Origin of the sequence: Pseudoalteromonas sp. Xi13 (assembly GCF_003952205.1) — a bacterium.
In the GTDB taxonomy this organism is placed as follows: Bacteria; Pseudomonadota; Gammaproteobacteria; order Enterobacterales; family Alteromonadaceae; genus Pseudoalteromonas; species Pseudoalteromonas atlantica.
In genome coordinates this window covers 3,199,394-3,219,953 of sequence record NZ_CP034439.1, presented here as the reverse complement: position 1 = coordinate 3,219,953, position 20,560 = coordinate 3,199,394, and the positions used below count along the sequence as shown (strand labels likewise).

The window sequence follows — 20,560 nt, the reverse complement described above, 5'->3', positions numbered from 1 at the left end:
CCTTTTCGTATTGACTTTTGATAACCGCATGACAAGTGGGTCGATTTGTTTGAAATTTAAACAAAAAATAATTTTGTTAAATTATGCGTGCTAATTTTCTAACTGTAAAAAAATAGTAAAGCCTGTTAAATACAGGCTTTACATGCAAGTTTTGAGTTAAAACTCTAAATTTATAAATGTATGTGGTTAGCTATTTTTTGTACCGCTTATACGGGTCCAACCACCCTCTAGTGCAATATCGTCAAGCTCAATAAAGGGTGCGTAAATATCGGCAACCGATTGGGCTTGCTCTTCTAATATGCCCGACATAGCAATTTTGCCACCCGGTTTAAGTAATCCCAAAATTACACTGTGAAGCTCACGCAGCGGCTGCGCTAAAATATTAGCCACTACAATATCAGCACTAAACTCAGGTTGGTTTTCTGGTAGGTATACCTCAAGCTTATCGGCTACGCCATTACGTTGTGCGTTATCTAAGCTTGCTTCAAGCGCTTGCGGGTCAATATCAATACCTATCATGCGCTCTGCACCAAGTTTAATGGCTGCAATGCCTAAAATTCCCGAGCCACAACCAAAATCAACCACTGTTTTACCACTTAAATCTTGGCTTTCTAACCATTTAAGGCACAATGCCGTTGTTGCATGCGTACCCGTACCAAACGCAAGACCTGGGTCGAGCAGTACATTAACTGCATCTGGGTCTGGAATGTCGCGCCAGCTTGGGCAGATCCACAGTTTTTCGCCGAACTGGATTGGGTGAAAGTTATCCATCCACTCACGTTCCCAGTCTTTATCTTCTAGTTGCTCAATTTTGTATACCAGTGTGTCTTTAATTTCATCATGACGCTTAAGTAAAGCAATTACCGCGTTCATATCATGATTGGCTTCAAATAGACCAATTACAGTGGTATCGGCCCAAAACTCAACGGTGCCAATTTTAGGCTCATAAATAGGCGTGTCTTTAGCGTCAATAAAAGTAACAGAGGCGCTGCCTGCTTCCATTAATAAGTCACTCACTGCATCTGCGGTAGCAGCATTGGCATTGATACGGATTTGGATCCAAGCCATGGTTGTTTCCTTTAAATAGAAAAAAGGCCGCTACAGCGGCCTTTTTAGTTTATATGAAGCGCTAAATTATTTAGCGTCTAAAAAGCTTTTTAGTAAATCAGAGCGAGAAGGGTGGCGTAATTTACGCAGTGCTTTCGCTTCAATCTGACGAATACGCTCACGTGTTACGTCAAACTGTTTACCTACTTCTTCTAAGGTGTGGTCGGTATTCATATCAATACCAAAGCGCATACGAAGTACTTTAGCTTCACGGGCTGTAAGGCCTGCTAGCACGTCGTTTGTTGCGCCACGAAGAGATTCCATTGTTGCCGAGTCGATTGGCGAATCAATAGTGGTATCTTCGATAAAGTCACCTAAGTGCGAATCTTCATCATCACCGATTGGTGTTTCCATCGAAATTGGCTCTTTGGCAATTTTAAGTACCTTACGGATTTTATCCTCAGGCATCATCATGCGTTCTGCTAATTCTTCAGGATTTGGCTCACGACCCATTTCTTGTAACATTTGACGAGAGATACGGTTAAGTTTATTAATCGTTTCTATCATATGTACTGGAATACGGATTGTTCTTGCTTGGTCAGCAATTGAGCGGGTAATCGCTTGGCGAATCCACCACGTAGCATAAGTCGAGAACTTATAACCACGGCGGTATTCAAACTTATCTACCGCTTTCATCAAGCCAATGTTACCTTCTTGGATTAAATCTAAGAACTGTAAACCACGGTTTGTGTATTTTTTAGCAATTGAGATTACAAGACGTAAGTTAGCTTCAACCATTTCTTTTTTCGCACGGCGTGCTTTTGCTTCACCAATGCTCATACGACGGTTAATGTCTTTAATACGCTCAATGCTTAAGCCTGTGCTTTCTTCAATTACACATAGCTTTTGAATGCAACGAATAATTTCAGGCTTCACTTCTTCAAGTTTAGCTGAGTGTTTTTCGTTAGCATTTATTTCTAGGTCTAGCCACGCTGAGTCAGTTTCGTTATTAGCAAAGTGCTTAATAAACGTTTTCTTAGGTAGCTTAGCAATTTGTACCGCTTGTTTCATGATAAGGCGTTCTTGAATACGCACTCTATCCATCATTTCACGCATGTTATTAACCATGCGATCAAACTGTTTTGGTACTAATTTAAAGGTTCTGAAAAGCTCGCCAATTTCAAAAATAGCGGCTTGAGAATCTGGGTGCGAACGCCCTTTTTCATCAAAGGTAGCGCGAGCTTTAACGTATAAATCACGTAAGTTTTCAAAGTGAATACGGGCTTCTTCTGGATCTGGGCCTGTATCTACTTCTTCTTCGTCTTCATCGTCATCGCTGTCTTTGTCATCTTCATCATCGTCTTCATCAAGTTGTTCTTCACTTAATTCAGAGCCAATGTGAGTTGCTGAGATTTGCGCTTCGTCTTCGTTAGGGTCGAAAAAGCCTGAAATAATGTCGCTTAAGCGCATTTCTTCTGCTTCAAACTTATCCCACTGTTCAAGTAGGTAAGTAATCGCTTCAGGGTATTCGGCAACAGAAATTTGTACCTGATTGATACCTTCTTCAATGCGCTTAGCGATTACAATTTCGCCTTCACGTGTAAGAAGTTCAACAGTACCCATTTCACGCATATACATGCGCACAGGGTCAGTTGTACGGCCAATTTCTTTTTCTACAGTTGCAAGGGCTGCAGCAGCAGCTTCTGCTGCGTCTTCGTCTGTCGTGGTTTCTTGCATCATTAATTCATCAGCATCAGGCGCGTTTTCGCTAACCTTGATACCCATGTCATTAATCATGCTAATGATATCTTCTACTTGATCTGAGTCGATTATGTCTTGTGGAAGGTGATCATTTACTTCAGCAAAAGTTAAGTAGCCTTGCTCTTTACCTTTTTGAATCAGAAGTTTTAATTGTGACTGAGGAGTTGGATCCATAGAGATTGTTTCTTCCACTCTGATAAGTTGATACAACAGGCGTCATCATAGAGTTAGCCTTTTAACTAACTTTAATAATGTGACGCAGTGAATAGCACAGTATAACAGTTTAAATCAAGTCTGACTAGCTGTTACTCGCTTTTAGCGCTGTCATAAGTAAATGACATTCTAGTTTTTCATCACTTGATAAGCCCTGTGTCTTGTCCTTTATTAATAGGGTCTCTAGTCGATAATTTAAACACTGATCTTCAATAAATTTAAAAGTATTTTGAAAAACAGTCTCTAAACGCTCATCACTAATTTGGTGCTGCCATGTGGCAAGCTTTACTAGCGGTTCGTAATCCTCGGAATCTCTAAATGATTCGAGTAAAACCGCTGTGTTAGCATTGTCTTTTTGCAGTGCGCGCTCTTGTAAGCGCAGTAGCAAACCAATACCCGCTATGTTCATTTGCGCCAATTCTGGCAAATGGGGCACACTTTTAGCTAACTGTGGGTGCTGAATTAAAATACCAATAGCTTGGCGCATTGGGGTAATTTTAAATTTTCGCTCAACAGCGTGTTGTTGCTTTGGTGTTTTTAAGCGGCTATTTAGCTGCTCACGCGTACGGCCAATTAATCGCCCTAACTGCTCTAAAATATTTTCTTGGTAAAATTCACTCGGAATTTTTTCAATTAACGGCAAAGCGGCACTTAATAGCTTCGCTTTGCCTGAGTCGAGTGTTAGGTCTACTTCTTGGCTAAGCTTATTAAATAACACTTTGGTAAAATCATCTGCTTGGCTTAAGCGTTGCTCAAACTGTGTTTTACCTTCTTGCTGAACCAGTGAATCAGGGTCTTCGCCGTCAGGTAAAAATACAAAGTGTAATGCTTTGCCATCGTTTAAGTAGGGCAGGGCATTTTCTAGTGCTCGCCATGCAGCGTCGCGGCCAGCTCTGTCGCCATCGTAACAACAAATAACTTTGTCGGTGGTTCTAAATAGCGTATGCATATGCTCGCTTGTTGTTGCGGTGCCAAGCGCAGCTACGGCATATTCAATACCTTGCTCTGCAAGTGCAACTACATCCATGTAACCTTCTACAATAAGTACATGTTCAAGCTTTTTATGTGCTTGTTTTGCCTCATAAAGGCCATATAGCTCAAAGCCTTTATGAAAAATGCGGGTCTCTGGTGAGTTGAGGTATTTTGGCCCTTGGTCGGCTTGCATTACACGCCCGCCAAAGGCGATAACACGGCCACGTTTATCACGAATAGGGAACATTAACCGATCGCGGAAAAAATCAAACTGCCTACCTGGTGTTTTTTCGGAGGCGAGCTTAAGCTCGACCAACTGTTCTTTTTGCTCTTTTGTTCGGCCAAGTTGTTGGCACAGCGCTTCCCATTCGCTCGGCGCATAACCAATCATAAACTTTTTAACGGTTTCGCCACTTAAACCACGCCCTTTTACATAATCAATCACCGCAGCAGAGTTACTGTGGTGCTTTAATTGATGCTGGTAAAAGCGTGCTGTGTGTAACATTAAATCGTAATCTGAGCGCTTTTGCGCTGCTGTGCGCTCAGGTGCTGAGCTACTGCCTTTCTCGCGAGGTACGTCTAAATTTAAAAGGCTTGCAAGCTCTTCTATGGCATCAACAAATTCAAGCTTGTCGTATTCCATAACAAACGAAATAGCGTTGCCATTAGCACCACAGCCAAAGCAGTGGTAAAACTGTTTATCTTGAGAAACAGTAAACGAGGGAGATTTTTCGTTGTGGAAAGGGCAGCAAGCTTGGTAGTCTTTACCTGCTTTTTTAAGACCAACTTTAGAGTCTATTAGCTCTACAATATCTGTTCTGGCGAGTAAATCGTCAATAAAATTTCGTGGGATCTTTCCAGCCATGTTTTGTAAGTAGTCCTAACAATTGGTGAGGTGTAATTTCAACACAATGCGCGCATTTATAAAAGGGGTATCGGTAAGCTAAAAAGTTACATTATATCCATGGGCAATAATACTTAATCATTTTCAGGTGCTAAACCTGACGCTAACAGCGTACAAAGCTAGGATATTGAAGGTAGAGCAGTGCAGGCGCAGGTAAGTGTTAGCCCTAAATAACCCATTTTACCTAGCCCTCAATGTGCTTTTGTAGCTACACAATAAATCACTTAATTACATGCACGAGCATTACTTAAAAGCGTTTTGTTTGTCTACTTAAACGAAGAAACCGAGCACTAGGCTCGGTTTGCTTTAATCATACTTTGTGTATGTGGGAGTATTAGGCTGTTAATCGTTGCTTAATTAAACCAGAAAGCTTGCCCATATCGGCACGTCCTTCGGCTTTGCTTTTGATTATGCCCATTACTTTACCCATGTCTTGCATACCTGCTGCATTAGTATCAGCAATAGCCGCATCAATAAGGGCAACTATTTCTTCTTCACTCAATTGTTGAGGTAAAAAAGTTTCTAGTGCTGCGATCTCATTGGCTTCAATTTCGGCTAAATCTTCACGCCCAGCATCTTTGTACTGAGTGTAAGAATCACGACGTTGTTTAACAAGCTTCACTATAACGGAGGTAATACCTGCGTCGTCTAGTGTTATTTGCTCGTCAATCTCACGTTGCTTGATTGCGGCAAGTACCATGCGAATAGGGTTAAGACGTTGTTTGTCTTTCGCTCTCATCGCATCTTTTTGCGCATCTTTTAGCGTTATTAAAAGGCTCATTTATACAAGACCTAATACTATTAGTATAATTTAACGCGACGTGCGTTATCGCGAGAAAGCTTCTTCATGTGACGCTTAACCGCTGCAGCTTTTTTACGCTTACGCTCAGCTGTTGGCTTTTCATAGTGCTCGCGACGACGAACTTCTGAAAGGATACCTGCTTTTTCACATGAACGCTTGAAGCGACGAAGTGCTACGTCAAACGGTTCGTTCTCTCTTACTTTAATTACTGGCATTAAAAATTCACCTACCTAAATTATGAGCGTTGCTCAAGTTGATCAAACATTGATCAAGTGGTTCAAAAATGGTGCGGTATTGTAATCCGAAGCAACACCACATGTAAAGGATAATATTAACAGAAATGCAGCGGCTTAAATAGTGTTAATTTGGCTGGCGTTGGTATAGCCTGCAGAATACTTGTCCTGCTTTTTTTTCTTTAATTAACAGCCAGTTATCTGGTTGTGAAAAGCTGCTTAGTTCGGTTTCTACCTCAACATAAATGAGCGCGTCTTCGCTAAGCCATTGGTTATTTTCTAATAAATCACAGCTACTTTGCGCTAAGTTTTTACGAAATGGTGGGTCAACAAAAACTAAATTAAATGGTGAATTTGTATTCTTTTGCTCTAAATATGAGAGTGAATTAGTGTGTTTTACCTGTGCATTTTCAAGCTTTAAGGTACTAATATTTTGCTCAATTTGCTTAGCAGCCGAGGCATCTAGTTCGATAAACGTGGTGCTTTTAGCAAACCGAGAAAGCGCTTCAAAGCCAAGCCCGCCAGAGCCTGCAAAGCAATCGAGTACTGTTGCATCGCGCGTATCTTGCATTAACCAATTAAACACGGTTTCTTTAATGCGGTCTGTTGTTGGGCGTAGCCCTTCTACATTTTTTACCGGCAGTTTACGGCCACGAAATTGCCCGCTGATTACTCTAATAAAGCCGTCAGTAGATTTGCTAATTGCTTTATTTTTCGTTGTTTTTTTTCTCATTTAGGTCACTAAAAAATGGTATAAGGGATCTAGCTCAGATAATATTGTGCGTAGTTTACGTTTAGCTTCATTTTTCAACCGCATTAAAAGTGTTACTATTTAGCACTTACGTTTTGAACGGTTGTTTGGCCGGCACGCTTTGCTGAGCCACACCAAGCTATTTCAAATTTTAGTTTATCAGATTTTTATAAGTGGTTATTAGCAAGTATGGCAAAAAAAAGTAAATTCATGTCTTGGCTCGGTTTTGGTAAGTCAGATAAAAAACAAGCAGAAGCTGATAAACAACAGGCATTAGCTCAGCAACAAGAGGCTGAGCGCTTAGCGGCAGAAAAGGCTGAAGCAGAGCGTGAAGAACAAGCGCGTATTGCTGCTGAAAAAGCACAAGCAGAGCGTTTAGCAATTGAAAAGGCTAATGCAGAGTTGCTTGCAAAAGAGCAAGCCGAAGCACAGGCGCAACAACAAGCACAAGCTGCACGTTTAGCTGAGCACGAAGCGCAAATGCGTTTAGAGCAAGAGCGCATGGCTGCACAGCGAGCTGAGCAACAACGTTTAGACACAGAGCGTGAGCAAGCTGAGCAAGATGAAAAATTAGCAATTGAAAAAGCCAACGCTGAGTTGCTTGCGAAAGAGCAAGCTGAAGCACAGGTACAACAACAAGCACAAGCCGCTCGTTTAGCAGAGCAAGAAGCGCAAATGCGTTTAGAGCAAGAGCGTGTTGCAGCAGAAAAAGCTGAAGCTGATCGCTTAGAACAAGATCGTATTGTACAAGAACAAGCAGAAGCCGAACGTGCAGAGCAAGAGCGTATTGCTGCAGAAGCGGAAGCTGAGCGTTTAGAGCAACAGCGAATTGCCACAGAACAAGCAGAAGCTGAACGTGCAGAGCAAGAGCGTATTGCTGCAGAAGCAGAAGCTGAGCGTTTAGAGCAACAGCGAATTGCCGCAGAGCAAGCAGAAGCTGAACGTGTAGAGCAAGAGCGAATTGCCGCAGAGCAAGCAGAAGCTGAACGTGTAGAGCAAGAGCGTATTGCCGCAGAGCAAGCAGAAGCTGAGCGTTTAGAGCAACAGCGAATTGCCGCAGAGCAAGCAGAAGCTGAACGTGTAGAGCAAGAGCGTATTGCAGCAGAGCAAGCAGAGGCCGAGCGTTTAGAGCAACAGCGAATTGCCGCCGAGCAAGCAGAAGCTGAGCGCTTAGAACAACAACGAATTGCAGCAGAGCAAGCAGAGCAAGCAGAGGCCGAGCGTGCAGAGCAAGAACGTATTGCAGCAGAGGCCGAAGCTGATCGCTTAGAGCAAGAGCGCATTACGGCAGAGCTTGCAAAAGAAGAAGCTAAACTTGCCGAAAAGCCTAAAAAAGAAGGCTTTTTTTCACGTCTTAAAAAAGGGTTATTAAAAACCCGTGTAAATATAGGCTCTGGCTTTGCATCTATTTTTAGTGGTAAAAAAATAGACGATGATTTATTTGAAGATTTGGAAACACAGCTTCTTACCGCCGATTTAGGTGTTGATACCACCATGAAGCTGATTGATAGCCTTACTGATGCCGCCGATCGCAAGCAGCTTAAAGATGGCGATGCGCTTTATGACTTAATGAAGCAAGAAATGGCCGCAATGCTTAAAACAGCTGAGCAACCGCTTGAGATACATGCTGATAAAAAACCATTTGTTATATTAATGGTCGGTGTAAACGGCGTAGGTAAAACGACAACCATTGGTAAGTTAGCTAAGCAATTTCAAAATCAAGGTAAGTCGGTTATGTTGGCCGCAGGTGATACCTTTCGTGCAGCAGCCGTAGAGCAACTGCAAGTGTGGGGCGAGCGTAACAGCATTCCTGTTATTGCCCAGCACACTGGTGCAGATAGTGCCTCGGTGGTGTTTGATGCATTTCAAGCCGCTAAAGCGCGTAATGTAGATGTATTAATTGCTGATACAGCAGGGCGCTTGCAAAATAAAGATAACTTAATGCAAGAGCTTGAAAAAATAGCCCGCGTAATGAAGAAAATTGACCCTGATGCACCGCATGAAGTTATGCTAACCATTGATGCGGGTACAGGTCAAAATGCAATTAGCCAAGTAAACTTATTTAATCAATGTGTTGGTTTAACCGGTATTACCCTCTCAAAACTTGATGGTACTGCTAAAGGTGGGGTTATATTTGCGGTTGCAGATAAATTTAATATTCCTATTCGTTACATTGGTGTTGGCGAAGGTATTGATGATTTACGCGCATTTAAAAGCGATGACTTTATTGACGCTTTATTTAGCCAAGATGAGGATGACGCTTAATACATAAAAGGGAGCTTGCTCCCTTTTTTGGTCTGTTTATCTTTTGAGATTAAACATGCGCTGCCCTTTGGGCTATTTCTTTTTATTGCTAGGTTTTACTTAGTCCTCTGGGCTATAAACCTTGCGCCGCGATTAAATAGGCTCTAGGCAAAGCAAATTTCAATCCTGAAAGGTCAACAGGCCCTAGCTAAGGAATTCCATTTTACTAATTTGGGACTGGCATAATAAAAAATGATAAATTTTCAGCAAGTAAGTAAAACCTATCCGGGTGGGCATCGCGCTCTCGAAAAAGTTACATTTCATATTAAGCCTGGCGAACTGGCTTTTTTAACAGGCCACAGTGGTGCGGGTAAAAGTACCTTATTAAAGCTCATTAGCTTAATGGAGCGCCCCTCTGCAGGCAACGTGCTAATTAATGGTGTTGATTTAAATAAAGTTAATTCTCGGCAAATTCCTTATGCGCGCCGCGATATTGGTATTATTTTTCAAAATCATCGTTTGTTAGAGCGTTACACTGTGTTTGATAACGTTGCACTGCCGTTGATTATTGAAGGCACTCATCATAAACAAATCGCTAAACGAGTCCATGGTGCGCTAGATAAAGTAGGGCTGTTAGATAAAGTTAAATGCCATCCTTCTACACTCTCTGGTGGTGAGCAGCAACGCGTAGGTATTGCCAGAGCGATTGTAAATTCTCCGCCTATTTTATTAGCTGATGAACCAACGGGTAACCTTGACCCCGAGCTCTCTATGGAAATATTAAGGCTATTTGAAGATTTTAATAAACACGGTACGACAGTACTTATAGCAACACACGATCTAGGTCTGGTGTCGCGTTTAAAATACCGTAGCCTGACTTTAAAAGATGGCCGTATGCTTGAAGACCCACTTGCGGAGGGCACGCTGTGAGCTTGTTATTTAAAGGACGCCAAAACTCAAACGATAAACAAAAAAAATCAGCCATAGCTGGCGGTTATTTTTTTATTATTAATATTTTTCGCCAAGGGGTGCACAGTTTAGGTGAAATGTGGCGTACGCCACTTGCATCATTAATGACAATTGCTGTACTTGGGCTAAGTTTAACATTGCCTGCAACGCTTTATTTAGTCGTAAAAAATGTACAGCAAGTCAGTAGCGGGTTTGAAGAAGCCAGTGAAATATCGCTTTTTGTAAAAGAAAGTATGAGCGAACAAGAAACACAAACCTTAGTAAAGCGTTTAGCACTTTACGCCGAGGTAGAAAGTGTTGAATTTATTTCTAAGCAACAAGCATTAACTGAATTTAAAGATGTGTCGGGGTTTGGGCAAGCTTTAGAATACCTAGATAGCAACCCGCTACCCGATGTTGTATTAGTGACACCTACTAAGCGGCATCGCCAGCCTAATGCGGCTAAAGCGCTGCTTACAAAGCTTGAGAACGAGCGCGAAGTAGATTTTGGTAAGCTTGATATTGCTTGGCTTGAGCGCCTAAATGCATTATTAGACTTATTAAAAGAAAGCGTTATCACAATTGCTTTATTACTTCTTACCTCTGTCACGCTTATTATTGGTAATACGATTCGTTTATCGATTATGGACAAAAAAGAAGAAATACAAGTAATGAAGTTAGTAGGTGCTACCAATACGTTTATACACGCTCCGTTTTTGTGGACCGGTATTTGGTATGGCGTTATAGGGGGCTTGTTTGCATTTATTTGTATTGCCTTAATGATGTGGTGGTTAACTAGCGCAGTAAGCAGCGTTGCAGGCGTGTATCAAACAAGCTTTTCGTTAATTGGTTTAACGCTTAATGAGTTTGGCGCATTAGTATTACTAGCAACCAGCTTAGGCTTTATTGGTTCTTACTTATCGGTTAACCGATATATTAAAGAAATTGAGCCTGATAAAGTATAAGTACGGCTGCTAATGGCTGACTCAAAAATGTCATGTTTGTATATTATTATCCTCAAATGAGATTAGTTGTAAATGCGCTGTTACGCTTGCGCTAATCTCTTGCAATCCCTTAGTTCATCACTTATTCAGTCGCATGTAGTAGACTTAACATACACTAAAAAACCGCTTGATTTACGCTTAAAAAAAGTTTTAAATTGGGGTTAGCACTCTTAGAGAAAGAGTGCTAAGATGGTTTCAAATGTTTATCACCGAGGTGAAAAATGAGTAAAGATTTATACGCAATGGCACTTACAGTTGGGCAACAAAGCGCAAGTATGGACGGCTACCTTCAAGCGGTTAGCACAATTCCTATGCTTAAAGCTGAGCAAGAGAAAGAGCTAGCAACACGACTTCAAGAAGAAGGCGATCTTAGTGCTGCAAAGCAACTCATTATGTCGCATTTACGCTTTGTAGCACATATTGCTAAAAGCTACTCGGGTTATGGTTTACCGCAAGCCGACTTAATCCAAGAGGGCAATATAGGCCTGATGAAAGCGGTTAAGCGTTTCGACCCGAGTGTGGGTGTACGTTTAGTGTCTTTCGCTGTACATTGGATTAAAGCAGAAATTCATGAGTTTGTGCTTAAAAACTGGCGCATCGTAAAAGTTGCGACCACTAAAGCGCAACGTAAATTGTTTTTTAATCTTCGTAAAAACAAAAAACGTTTAGGTTGGTTTAACCAAGCTGAAGTAAGCACTGTAGCTAATGAGCTAGGTGTGAGTGAAAAAGAAGTTCGTGAAATGGAATCGCGCATGAGCGGCCAAGACATGGGCTTTGACTTAACGGGCGACGATAACGACGACGCACCAACAAGTACATATTCACCAGTACAATACTTAACAGACGGCTCAGCTGATTTAGCTGACGATATTGAGCAGCAACAATGGCAAGAGCAGTCACATACTCGTTTATTTAGCGCGCTTAAAACGCTAGACGAACGCTCACAAGACATTGTAAGTGCACGCTGGTTGTCTGATGACAAAGCAACACTACAAGAGCTTGCTGAAAAATACAGTGTATCTGCTGAGCGTGTTCGCCAGTTAGAAAAAACAGCGATGAAAAAGCTGCAAAGTGCTATGAGCTAATAGCGCAAAAATAGTAAAACTTAAAAAGCCCTGCATTAATATGCGGGGCTTTTGCTTTGTGGCTATGAGTATTTTAATCAACGTTTTAGCTATTTAATATTGTTTTTGTTAGCTTGGTTGTATGGCTTAAATATACTTAAAATACCGCCTAAAGCTACCTAGCGTTGATCCCTTTACCTTGCGCCTGCGCTAATTGTATGTATTTTTTATGCACTAGTTGCGATACCGGAACTAACTCAAAGCCTTGCTCGGTGAGCTTAGGTAGCGCTTGGCGTAAAAAGTCGATGGTTTCTGGGTAGGGGTGGGCAATCGCTATGGCAAAGTGATGTTTAGTCGCTTTATATTTTAGCTCATCCAGCCTTTGCTGCAGTTGCTCATGCGTGGTTATATTGTCTAAAAACACATGGCGGCCAATATTTTCAACCCCGATAAAATTTGCCGCATTTTGCGCTTGGCTTAAGTCGGTAGTACGGCTATCTAAAAAGAATAAATTACGTTTTTTAAGTACTTCCATAGTCCACTTCATGGCTTGGCTTTGTTGAGTGAGTGCCGACCCCATATGGTTATTAACCCCTTTTACTTGCGGTAAGCTTGCCAACGCGGTGCCTAAAGTTTTTTGTAGCTGTTCTTTATCCATATTTACGGTAAGCCCGCCAGGGCCGAGTGCTTTACCGTTTAAGGCTTGCATAGGTACATGCAATAAAAGCTCTTTATTTGCTTGGCTGGCAAGCGTGGCAAAAATTTGAGAGTAGGGTGTGTGGGGCAAAATTGAATACGACAATTGCCCTGGTAAGGTAAGAAATTCTAAATCTCGCTGATGATAGCCAATATCATCAATTACGATGGCTATTTGCTTTGCCCAAGCAGTGCTAGATACAAAGCAGATAGCCAACAACAGCCATTTTATTATTTTCACGTTTATAGTTTTTATTATCTTTTTAATTTATTAAGGGTATTTTTTAATCTCAGCGCCGGGTAATAAAGCTATCTCAGCAGCCATTTTTAGCGCTAACTGCCTTGAGTTTACTTAAAATTTATAGCTAAAGAATAGCAGAATCTAATAGTGTTAATATTTATTCTGTTATTAAATCGCTTACCTAGAGTTCAGATTATTTACTATTGCATGCTAAGTAATTGCTTAGCTTTTACTAACTGCAAGTCGCCCAGTATTTCATGTTCAAATTGTGGTGCATTTTTGTTCTGCTCATTTTTTATTATAACGGCTTTATTTGATTGTGGAAGGGTTGCTTGCGCAATTGCTACATCGGGGGTAACTCCTACACCTTCAATCGATACGCCCGCAGGTGTAAAGTACTTAGCAGTTGTTAATTTTAGCGCTGTATTACCATCACCGAGTGGGATCAAAGATTGCACCGATCCTTTGCCATAAGACTGATTACCAACCACTGTAGCGCGCTGATTGTCTTTTAAAGCAGCGGCGAGTATTTCTGCCGCAGAGGCCGAATTTTCATTAATAAGCACCACAATAGGCAAGCCTTTTAGTATGTCGCCTCGTTTAGCGTAGTAGGCTTGATTAGCGTCGTAATAGCGCCCTTTAGTGGTGACTATAGTGCCGCTTTGTAAAAATAGATCCGCTACCGCCACTGCGCTTTGTAAAGTACCACCTGGGTTGTCACGTAAATCAATGACTAACCCTTTAAGGGGCGTGCGATAATCATTTTTAAGTGCAGCTACCTGCAGCGCCACTTCATGTAAGGTGTGATTAGAAAAATTATTTATGGCTAAATATCCAGTGCCTGAGTCGAGTAATTGGCTAGTGGCGCTTTCTAAGTTTATTTCTTTGCGATTTACCGCAAAGCTAATTGGTTGCTGCTGCCCTGCGCGTTGTATTGTTAGTTTAACCGCGTTAAAGCGGGTATCTTTTATCAACGCAGCTACTTGCTCTAAGCTACGTGTTTGCGTGTTTGTACCATTAACACTAACTATAATATCGCCCGCTAAAATACCGGCCTTTTTGGCTGGGGAGTTTTTAACTACACCGACAATAGTAATGTCACTGTCAATGTCTTTCACTTCAATGCCCACGCCAGTGTAATGGCCATTTGTATTGTTAAACAAAGCGTCTAAGTCATTTTCATCGAGGTATTTAGAATAAGGGTCTAGCTGGTCGAGTAAAATTTCGACTTGATGATTATTAAAGGCACCCTGTGCACCTTTTGTCAGTGATAAGTCATCAACATAATAGGCTTTAATGTTGAAGAGTATTTCAGAAATTTGCTGACTTTTAAGATCTTTAACTGAGCTGGCAAGTAATGAATTGCTAAAACAAAAAATAGCAATACAGGTTAATGCGCACAATAAAAACGAATAGCGCGTACGGGAAGAGGGAAATGAGCGTGGTTGTGGTATTTTTTGAGTCATCAGCTGCTCCTAATGCGGTGCAGCTGTTTTATTCACTTAAATACGTCTGCACCATTTAACAGGATTTACTGCGCGTCCTTTGTGGCGTATTTCAAAGTATAGACCAGAACTCGACTGTCCGCCGCTTTGACCTACTAATGCCAGCGTTTCGCCTTCTCGAACCATGTCGCCCACATCTTTTAATAATGTTTGCGCATGGCCGTATAGGCTCATAAAGCCCTCACCATGATCAACCACAATAACCCAGCCAAAGCCTTTAAGCCAATCAGCAAATACAACTTGACCATTATTAATACTGTTTACATTAGTGCCTTCTTTTGCACCAATTAACACACCTTTCCAGTCTATGCCGCCATGTTTGCGCTGACCAAATGTGTGTTTTAGCTTTCCTTTGCTGGGCCAATTAAGCTTGCCTTTACTTTTATTAAGGCCGAGTAATTCAATTTTTTGAGTCTTCTCTTGCTCAAGTTCTTCAATGGTGGTGATTAATGTTTGCTCGTTGTCTTTTAAGTAATTAATCGAACTTTTAGTGCTATTGAGCTGTGCTTGTAAGTTTTTAAGGTTAGTTTGGCGCTCGCTTTGGGCGTTTACTAGCGCGCTTTGGCGTCTTTTTTGTTCTTCAAATAAGACGGCTAATTTTTGTTTGGTTTTGGCAAGTGCGGCTTGGTTTTCTGCAATTTGTTGTTGTAGTACTTTAAGCTCTTCAATTTGCTCTATGCGCGCTTTATTTAAATAGTTGTAATAGCTTAATGTACGCTCAAATTTAGCTGTGTCTTGCTGGTTTAAAAGCATTTTGGGGTAGTCGTCGCCCCCAGCCATGTAAGCACTTTTTAGCTGGGCAGCTAAAATGGCTTGAAATTGCGCATGTTGAGCTTTTAATTGCTGTGCTTTTTGTTGCTGTGCTTGTTGTTTTTGCTCGGTTTCTTTTACTGATTGCTCAGCCATATTGAGGGCTTTGGCATTTTTAGCTATTTCTAACTCGTGTTTTTTTAAGTTTTTTTGCAGTGCGGCAATTTTTTTTCGCTGTGCATTGTACTCTGCTTGGCTTTGCTCTAATGCAGATTGCACTTCAGATAGGTCTTTTTTAGTGCGGTTTTCGTTAGCGGTTGCAGGGGCAACCACTAACGAAACCAATACAAATGTATAAACACTAAACCAATTTACTGGTTTGCTCATGTGTTATTTCAACGTCATGATTGGCGTGCCGGTCATTTCGCTTGGTTGCTCCATGCCCATAAGGTGAAGCATAGTAGGTGCTACATCACTTAATGCTTTGCCTTCACTTGGCGTTGCATCGCGTCCTACATAAATAAATGGCACTGGCTCGCTAGTGTGAGCGGTATGAGCTTGGCCCGTGGCAGTATTTGCCATTTGCTCTGCATTACCGTGATCGGCTGTGATAAGCGCTTCACCACCAAACTCATCTAGGGCTTCTACCACGCGGCCTATACATGCATCAACAGCTTCACAGGCTTTAACCGCGGCTTCAAACACACCAGAGTGACCCACCATATCGCCATTCGGGTAATTACAAATAATGGCATCAAACTTACCGCTTTTAATAGCTTCAATAAGTTTGTCGGTTAGCATTTCTGAATTCATTTCTGGCTGAAGGTCGTAAGTGGCAACCTGTGGAGAAGGAATTAATTCGCGTGATTCGCCTTCAAATTCATCTTCGCGTCCGCCACTAAAGAAAAACGTAACATGAGCGTATTTTTCTGTTTCAGAAATACGTAGCTGCGTTTTGCCATTTTTTTCAAGCCATTCACCTAATACGTTTACCAATGGCGTAGGCCCAAATGCGACAGGGGCATCAATATCGGCTGAGTATTCTGTCATCATTACAAATGCGCTTAACTGTGGTGATTTTTTCTTTTCGAACCCATCAAAGCCTGGCTCTACAAAGGCACGGGTAATTTCACGGGCACGGTCGGCTCTAAAATTAGCAAAGATGATGGTGTCGCCATCATTTATTTGTGCTGCTTCAGTGCCTTGTGGCGTGATGGTGGTTGGAGCTACAAATTCATCGTTTTCGTCGCGCTCATAGGCGGCTTCTAATGCCGATACACCATCAGCATAATTAAATTCGCCTTCACCTAATGCCATTACATTGTAGGCTTTTTCTACACGGTTCCAACGGTTGTCTCTGTCCATGGCGTAATAACGCCCCACAAGAGACGCTAAGCGGCCACAATTTAGCTCGGCAAATAAGGCTTCTATACGCTCTATTGATGCTTTAGCACTGCGTGGTGGTGTATCACGGCCATCTAAAAAGCCATGAAAATATACTTCTTTTGCACCGCGTTTAGCGGCTAATTGAATACTTGCGACAATATGATCTTCGTGGCTGTGAACACCACCTGGGCTTAATAAACCCATAATATGCACGGCTTTGCCTGCAGCGACTGCTTTATCGATGTTTTCAACAAGTGCAGGAGTTGAGTCAAATTCGCCATCGTTGATTGCTTTGGTAATGCGAGTGAAGTCTTGATAAACAACACGACCAGCACCTAAATTTACATGGCCTACTTCTGAGTTACCCATTTGCCCTTCAGGTAAGCCTACATCTAAACCTGAGCCTGAAATTAATGTGCGTGGACGGGTTGCCCATAGGTTGTCTAAAACGGGGGTGTTGGCTGCAAGAATCGCATTGCTTTGCTCATCTTCGCGGTATCCCCAACCGTCTAAAATCATTAATACCAGTGGTTTTTTATGCTCTGTCATAATAGCTCCTGAAAATTAGCACCTGTTGATGGGCACTGTGCACCGAAAAGGTTATCTGGTTAGTTTTAGCATACCGTGTTTTAGCGCCAGAATCAGCACTGAGAACAAGATATTAAATTTTTTACTTACTTTCATATATGGGGCGCTTTATGTGTTTTTAAAGCGCAGCAAACTCGCATTTTAACTTGGTTTGGGTATACTTGCGTGGCTAAAGTACAAAATACCTAGAATATTAGGGCGTGTTGCACTTTGGTGGCTGAATTTGCAGCAGTATGTTTGGTTTTTAGGTTAGGTAAGGCAGAGCCTATGAAGTGTGGTTATTCCCCATACATAGGCGATAAAGTAGCATAAATACCAAACATGCGCTGCCCGTTGGGTTCTTTCTAGGGGCTATTACCTTTTTGTTGCCTACATGGATGTAGGTAAGGGGCGTGAGCAGGACGCGGAAGCTTTGCTTGGTTTTTACTTAGCCCACTAGGTTACAAATCTCGCGCCGCGATTTAATCGCCCCTAGATTGAACAAATTTCAATCCACAAAGGCCAACACGCCCTAGGTTTAGAACATAATTTCATAGTGGAAGTAGAATGGATCAATATATTGAATTTATTACAAATCATCCTATTTTAAGCCTAGCTTGGGTTGGTCTTGTATTCCTTATTGTAAGCGGCTGGATAAAGAGCAAGTTTTCAGCAGTGAGAGAAATAAACCCACAGCAATTAACACTTCTTATTAATCGTGAAGATGGCAAAGTAGTTGATATTCGTGCTCAAAAAGAATTTAACGCAGGTCGTATTGCGGGTGCTGAACACTTAAGCCCTGAAAAAGCAAAACAATCTGACTTTTCAAGCCTTGAAAAGCACAAGAGCAAACCCATTATACTAGTATGTGCCACAGGCATGACTGCTCAAGGTATTGCTAATGCAATGCATAAAGCAGGCTTTGAATCGGTTTATGTATTATCAGGTGGTATGGGGTCGTGGCAATCTGCCAGCCTTCCAACTACAACAGGTCGCTAATCAGTTTAGTAGTACCGATAGAGGATTTATTATGAGTAATGTTGTTTTATACACCAAAGCGTACTGTCCATTTTGCCAACGTGCTCTTGCACTTTTAAACAGTAAAGGCGTTGAGTACACAAATATTGATATTGGTGTTCAACCAGAGCTTCGCGATGAAATGATTGCTAAAGCAGGTGGCGCAAGCACAGTACCGCAAATTTTTATTAATGATGAACATATCGGTGGCTGCGACGACATGATGGCTATTGAAGCGCAAGGTAAACTTGACGCTAAGCTAAATGCTTAATTTTAATTATAAAAACTAACACGTAGGAAGCACAATGAACGAAGAAAATCAAAACGCAGCAGTACAAGAAGGTGGCGCACAATTTACTATTCAACGTATTTACACTAAAGATGTATCGTTTGAAACGCCTAACTCGCCTGCGATTTTTCAAAAAGAATGGACGCCAGAAGTTAAACTAGACCTAGACACGCGCTCTAATAAGCTAGACGAAGGTGTGTTTGAAGTGGTTTTAGCATTAACGGTTACTGCTTCTATTGGTGAAGAAACTGCGTTTTTATGTGAAATTCAGCAAGCCGGTATTTTTACAGTTGGTGAGCTTGAAGAAGTACAACTAGCACATATGCTAGGTGCATACTGCCCTAACGTGTTATTCCCATACGCGCGTGAAGCCGTATCTAATCTTGTTAACCGTGGTACTTTCCCACAGCTTAACCTTGCGCCAGTGAACTTTGATGCGTTATTTGCACAATACATGCAACAACGTACTGCGCAAGCTGAGCAGGTTTCAGCAGACGCATAATTTATGAGTACAGCAACTTCAGCTGTTACTGTATTAGGAGCGGGGTCTTACGGCACCGCTCTTGCTATTTGCTTAGCCCGAAATGGTCACCAAGTGACACTTTGGGGTCGCAATAGCGACGACGTTGCCACGCTTGCAGCTGAGCGGAAAAATCAACGTTACCTTCCTGATGTACCATTCCCCTACACTCTTTTATTACAAGCCGATTTACAACAAGCCGTAGCCAGCAGTGCCATTGTACTTGTGGTTGTGCCAAGCCATGCCTTTGCAGATACATTGCAGCAAATTAAACCTGCGCTGGTTGAAGGTGCGCAAGTTGCGTGGGCAACAAAAGGGCTTGAGCCAAATACTGGTCGCTTGTTACAAGAGGTTGCCCTGCAGGAACTAGGTGATGAAATGCCGCTTGCGGTTTTATCAGGACCAACCTTTGCAAAAGAAATGGCAATGGGGCTACCTACCGCTATATCGGTGTCGTCTACCTCAACGGAGTTTGCGCAACAACTTGCAGATTTACTCCATTGTGGGCGCTCGTTCCGCGTGTACAACAACGATGACTTTATTGGCATTCAGTTAGGTGGCGCGGTTAAAAATGTAATAGCCATTGGTGCTGGTATGTCTGATGGGGTGGGCTTTGGTGCTAATGCACGTACTGCACTGATCACTCGCGGCTTAGCTGAGCTAACGCGCTTAGGGTGTGCCTTGGGGGCAAAGCAAGAAACCTTTATGGGTATGGCTGGACTTGGCGATTTAATCTTAACATGTACCGACAATCAATCGCGCAACCGTCGCTTTGGTTTGGCATTAGGTAAAGGTGAAGGGGTTGATGCTGCTATTGAGTCTATTGGGCAAGTTGTTGAAGGCTTTAGAAACACAAAAGAAGTGTATTTATTAGCACAACGCGCCGGTGTAGAAATGCCCATTACTGAGCAAATTTATAAAGTACTTTATGAAAATAAAGATATGAAAGAAGCCGCCATGGCGTTATTAGGCCGAGAGCAGCGCGCCGAATAAATGAGCATATAATGCCCATTTTATTAAAAGCATGAACATGCTTTGCTATTAAAAAAACCGACGCTATGTCGGTTTTTTATTGTTTGGTACAAGGTGCTTATTGCGCGTTAGGAAAGCCTAGCTGGCGCCATGATTCATAAACGAATACCGCCACAGCGTTTGATAGGTTCATACTACGGCTATTGGGCTGCATAGGAATGCGCACACGCTGATCGTTAGGTAGCGCTTGAATCATCTCATCGGGGAGACCGCGAGTTTCTGGCCCAAATACCAAGCAATCACCGGCTTCATAACTGGCTTCGTGATGAAACTGGCTGCCTTTAGTAGTGCATGCATACACTTTTTTAGGTTGGCACTTTTCAAGGTAGGCTTCAAACGAGGCATGGCGCTGTACGTTACTAAACTCGTGGTAATCTAGCCCGGCACGTTTTACTCGCTTATCATCCCACTCAAAACCTAATGGCTCAATTAAATGCAATGAGTAACCTGTGTTTGCACACAAGCGTATGATATTTCCTGTATTTGGTGGAATTTCAGGTTGATATAAAACGATATCCAGCATAATGCGCCTTTCTATTAATCTATAATTTGACGAGTGGCAGTATACACGAAACCGGTAAAAAAAATGATATACTCGCGCCATTGAATACCGC

The 20,560-nt window shown here is 42.0% G+C and carries 19 protein-coding genes; 8 read left to right on the top strand and 11 right to left on the bottom strand.

The features are described from left to right. Window positions 1-186: 186 nt before the first annotated feature. The 6 genes from prmA to rsmD form a co-directional block, all read right to left on the bottom strand. Complete coding sequence (prmA, locus tag EJ103_RS14485; protein ID WP_126008309.1) at window positions 187-1,068, bottom strand: 50S ribosomal protein L11 methyltransferase; 882 nt, start codon at window positions 1,066-1,068, stop codon at window positions 187-189. Window positions 1,069-1,134: 66 nt separating this feature from the next. Continuing rightward, complete coding sequence (gene rpoD, locus EJ103_RS14480) at window positions 1,135-2,982, bottom strand: RNA polymerase sigma factor RpoD (RefSeq protein WP_054983281.1); 1,848 nt, start codon at window positions 2,980-2,982, stop codon at window positions 1,135-1,137. 124 nt (window positions 2,983-3,106) lie between these two features. Further along, window positions 3,107-4,858 carry a DNA primase gene (gene dnaG / locus EJ103_RS14475; RefSeq protein WP_024031414.1) on the bottom strand — a complete coding sequence of 584 codons (1,752 nt, stop codon included), beginning with the start codon at window positions 4,856-4,858 and terminating at the stop codon, window positions 3,107-3,109. A gap of 373 nt (window positions 4,859-5,231) precedes the next feature. Continuing rightward, the gene (locus EJ103_RS14470) at window positions 5,232-5,678 is read right to left on the bottom strand and encodes a GatB/YqeY domain-containing protein (RefSeq protein ID WP_004588626.1); all 447 of its coding nucleotides are present in this window, start codon (window positions 5,676-5,678) and stop codon (window positions 5,232-5,234) included. A gap of 20 nt (window positions 5,679-5,698) precedes the next feature. Beyond that, on the bottom strand, window positions 5,699-5,914 hold the full coding sequence (gene rpsU / locus EJ103_RS14465; protein ID WP_002957797.1) for a 30S ribosomal protein S21: 216 nt from the start codon (window positions 5,912-5,914) through the stop codon (window positions 5,699-5,701). 145 nt (window positions 5,915-6,059) lie between these two features. Then, window positions 6,060-6,665 (bottom strand): 16S rRNA (guanine(966)-N(2))-methyltransferase RsmD, encoded by a 606-nt coding sequence (rsmD, locus tag EJ103_RS14460; protein ID WP_004588625.1) that lies wholly within the window; start codon window positions 6,663-6,665, stop codon window positions 6,060-6,062. A gap of 207 nt (window positions 6,666-6,872) precedes the next feature. Between rsmD and ftsY the strand changes: the two genes are divergently transcribed. The 4 genes from ftsY to rpoH all read left to right on the top strand — a co-directional run bounded on the left by ftsY (window position 6,873) and on the right by rpoH (window position 11,964). Continuing rightward, complete coding sequence (ftsY, locus tag EJ103_RS14455) at window positions 6,873-8,948, top strand: signal recognition particle-docking protein FtsY (protein ID WP_126008307.1); 2,076 nt, start codon at window positions 6,873-6,875, stop codon at window positions 8,946-8,948. 231 nt (window positions 8,949-9,179) lie between these two features. Next, window positions 9,180-9,857: a cell division ATP-binding protein FtsE gene (gene ftsE / locus EJ103_RS14450; protein WP_004588623.1), complete on the top strand. Its 678-nt coding sequence runs from the start codon at window positions 9,180-9,182 to the stop codon at window positions 9,855-9,857. Then, complete coding sequence (ftsX, locus tag EJ103_RS14445) at window positions 9,854-10,840, top strand: permease-like cell division protein FtsX (RefSeq protein WP_004588622.1); 987 nt, start codon at window positions 9,854-9,856, stop codon at window positions 10,838-10,840. The genes ftsE and ftsX overlap by 4 nt, the downstream gene beginning before the upstream one ends. A gap of 260 nt (window positions 10,841-11,100) precedes the next feature. Then, entirely contained in the window at window positions 11,101-11,964 is an 864-nt protein-coding gene (gene rpoH / locus EJ103_RS14440) for an RNA polymerase sigma factor RpoH (RefSeq protein WP_004588621.1), read from the top strand. A 154-nt stretch (window positions 11,965-12,118) separates the two neighbouring features. Here the strand turns inward: rpoH and EJ103_RS14435 are convergent, their stop codons facing one another. The 4 genes from EJ103_RS14435 to gpmM form a co-directional block, all read right to left on the bottom strand. Continuing rightward, a complete protein-coding gene (locus tag EJ103_RS14435; RefSeq protein ID WP_126008305.1) occupies window positions 12,119-12,880 on the bottom strand; it encodes a divergent polysaccharide deacetylase family protein in 762 nt (253 codons plus the stop codon). 200 nt (window positions 12,881-13,080) lie between these two features. Further along, window positions 13,081-14,346 carry a S41 family peptidase gene (locus tag EJ103_RS14430; RefSeq protein WP_126008303.1) on the bottom strand — a complete coding sequence of 422 codons (1,266 nt, stop codon included), beginning with the start codon at window positions 14,344-14,346 and terminating at the stop codon, window positions 13,081-13,083. Between the two features lie 36 nt (window positions 14,347-14,382). Beyond that, window positions 14,383-15,522 carry a peptidoglycan DD-metalloendopeptidase family protein gene (locus tag EJ103_RS14425; protein WP_126008301.1) on the bottom strand — a complete coding sequence of 380 codons (1,140 nt, stop codon included), beginning with the start codon at window positions 15,520-15,522 and terminating at the stop codon, window positions 14,383-14,385. A 3-nt stretch (window positions 15,523-15,525) separates the two neighbouring features. After that, window positions 15,526-17,070, bottom strand: coding sequence for a 2,3-bisphosphoglycerate-independent phosphoglycerate mutase (gene gpmM / locus EJ103_RS14420; RefSeq protein WP_004588617.1), 1,545 nt, complete (start codon window positions 17,068-17,070; stop codon window positions 15,526-15,528). A gap of 585 nt (window positions 17,071-17,655) precedes the next feature. Between gpmM and EJ103_RS14415 the strand changes: the two genes are divergently transcribed. Genes EJ103_RS14415 through gpsA form a run of 4 tightly spaced genes read left to right on the top strand, consistent with a single transcriptional unit; the run spans window position 17,656 to window position 19,907 of the window. Further along, window positions 17,656-18,087 carry a rhodanese-like domain-containing protein gene (locus EJ103_RS14415; RefSeq protein WP_004588616.1) on the top strand — a complete coding sequence of 144 codons (432 nt, stop codon included), beginning with the start codon at window positions 17,656-17,658 and terminating at the stop codon, window positions 18,085-18,087. Window positions 18,088-18,118: 31 nt separating this feature from the next. Further along, window positions 18,119-18,376, top strand: coding sequence for a glutaredoxin 3 (grxC, locus tag EJ103_RS14410; RefSeq protein WP_004588615.1), 258 nt, complete (start codon window positions 18,119-18,121; stop codon window positions 18,374-18,376). Window positions 18,377-18,410: 34 nt separating this feature from the next. Continuing rightward, entirely contained in the window at window positions 18,411-18,896 is a 486-nt protein-coding gene (gene secB / locus EJ103_RS14405) for a protein-export chaperone SecB (RefSeq protein ID WP_126008300.1), read from the top strand. Window positions 18,897-18,899: 3 nt separating this feature from the next. Further along, window positions 18,900-19,907 (top strand): NAD(P)H-dependent glycerol-3-phosphate dehydrogenase, encoded by a 1,008-nt coding sequence (gene gpsA / locus EJ103_RS14400; RefSeq protein WP_126008298.1) that lies wholly within the window; start codon window positions 18,900-18,902, stop codon window positions 19,905-19,907. A gap of 97 nt (window positions 19,908-20,004) precedes the next feature. Here the strand turns inward: gpsA and trmL are convergent, their stop codons facing one another. Further along, window positions 20,005-20,469 carry a tRNA (uridine(34)/cytosine(34)/5-carboxymethylaminomethyluridine(34)-2'-O)-methyltransferase TrmL gene (trmL, locus tag EJ103_RS14395; protein ID WP_029773366.1) on the bottom strand — a complete coding sequence of 155 codons (465 nt, stop codon included), beginning with the start codon at window positions 20,467-20,469 and terminating at the stop codon, window positions 20,005-20,007. Window positions 20,470-20,560: the final 91 nt, after the last annotated feature.

Bases quoted from the DNA above. Each gene is read 5' to 3' on its own strand.
- EJ103_RS14430 (WP_126008303.1), bottom strand. From the start codon at position 14,346: ATGACTCAAAAAATACCACAACCACGCTCATTTCCCTCTTCCCGTACG.
- secB (WP_126008300.1), top strand. From the start codon at position 18,411: ATGAACGAAGAAAATCAAAACGCAGCAGTACAAGAAGGTGGCGCACAA.
- trmL (WP_029773366.1), bottom strand. From the start codon at position 20,469: ATGCTGGATATCGTTTTATATCAACCTGAAATTCCACCAAATACAGGA.
- EJ103_RS14470 (WP_004588626.1), bottom strand. From the start codon at position 5,678: ATGAGCCTTTTAATAACGCTAAAAGATGCGCAAAAAGATGCGATGAGA.
- prmA (WP_126008309.1), bottom strand. From the start codon at position 1,068: ATGGCTTGGATCCAAATCCGTATCAATGCCAATGCTGCTACCGCAGAT.
- gpsA (WP_126008298.1), top strand. From the start codon at position 18,900: ATGAGTACAGCAACTTCAGCTGTTACTGTATTAGGAGCGGGGTCTTAC.
- rpsU (WP_002957797.1), bottom strand. From the start codon at position 5,914: ATGCCAGTAATTAAAGTAAGAGAGAACGAACCGTTTGACGTAGCACTT.
- ftsE (WP_004588623.1), top strand. From the start codon at position 9,180: ATGATAAATTTTCAGCAAGTAAGTAAAACCTATCCGGGTGGGCATCGC.
- EJ103_RS14425 (WP_126008301.1), bottom strand. From the start codon at position 15,522: ATGAGCAAACCAGTAAATTGGTTTAGTGTTTATACATTTGTATTGGTT.
- rsmD (WP_004588625.1), bottom strand. From the start codon at position 6,665: ATGAGAAAAAAAACAACGAAAAATAAAGCAATTAGCAAATCTACTGAC.
- gpmM (WP_004588617.1), bottom strand. From the start codon at position 17,070: ATGACAGAGCATAAAAAACCACTGGTATTAATGATTTTAGACGGTTGG.
- EJ103_RS14415 (WP_004588616.1), top strand. From the start codon at position 17,656: ATGGATCAATATATTGAATTTATTACAAATCATCCTATTTTAAGCCTA.
- ftsY (WP_126008307.1), top strand. From the start codon at position 6,873: ATGGCAAAAAAAAGTAAATTCATGTCTTGGCTCGGTTTTGGTAAGTCA.
- grxC (WP_004588615.1), top strand. From the start codon at position 18,119: ATGAGTAATGTTGTTTTATACACCAAAGCGTACTGTCCATTTTGCCAA.
- rpoD (WP_054983281.1), bottom strand. From the start codon at position 2,982: ATGGATCCAACTCCTCAGTCACAATTAAAACTTCTGATTCAAAAAGGT.
- dnaG (WP_024031414.1), bottom strand. From the start codon at position 4,858: ATGGCTGGAAAGATCCCACGAAATTTTATTGACGATTTACTCGCCAGA.
- rpoH (WP_004588621.1), top strand. From the start codon at position 11,101: ATGAGTAAAGATTTATACGCAATGGCACTTACAGTTGGGCAACAAAGC.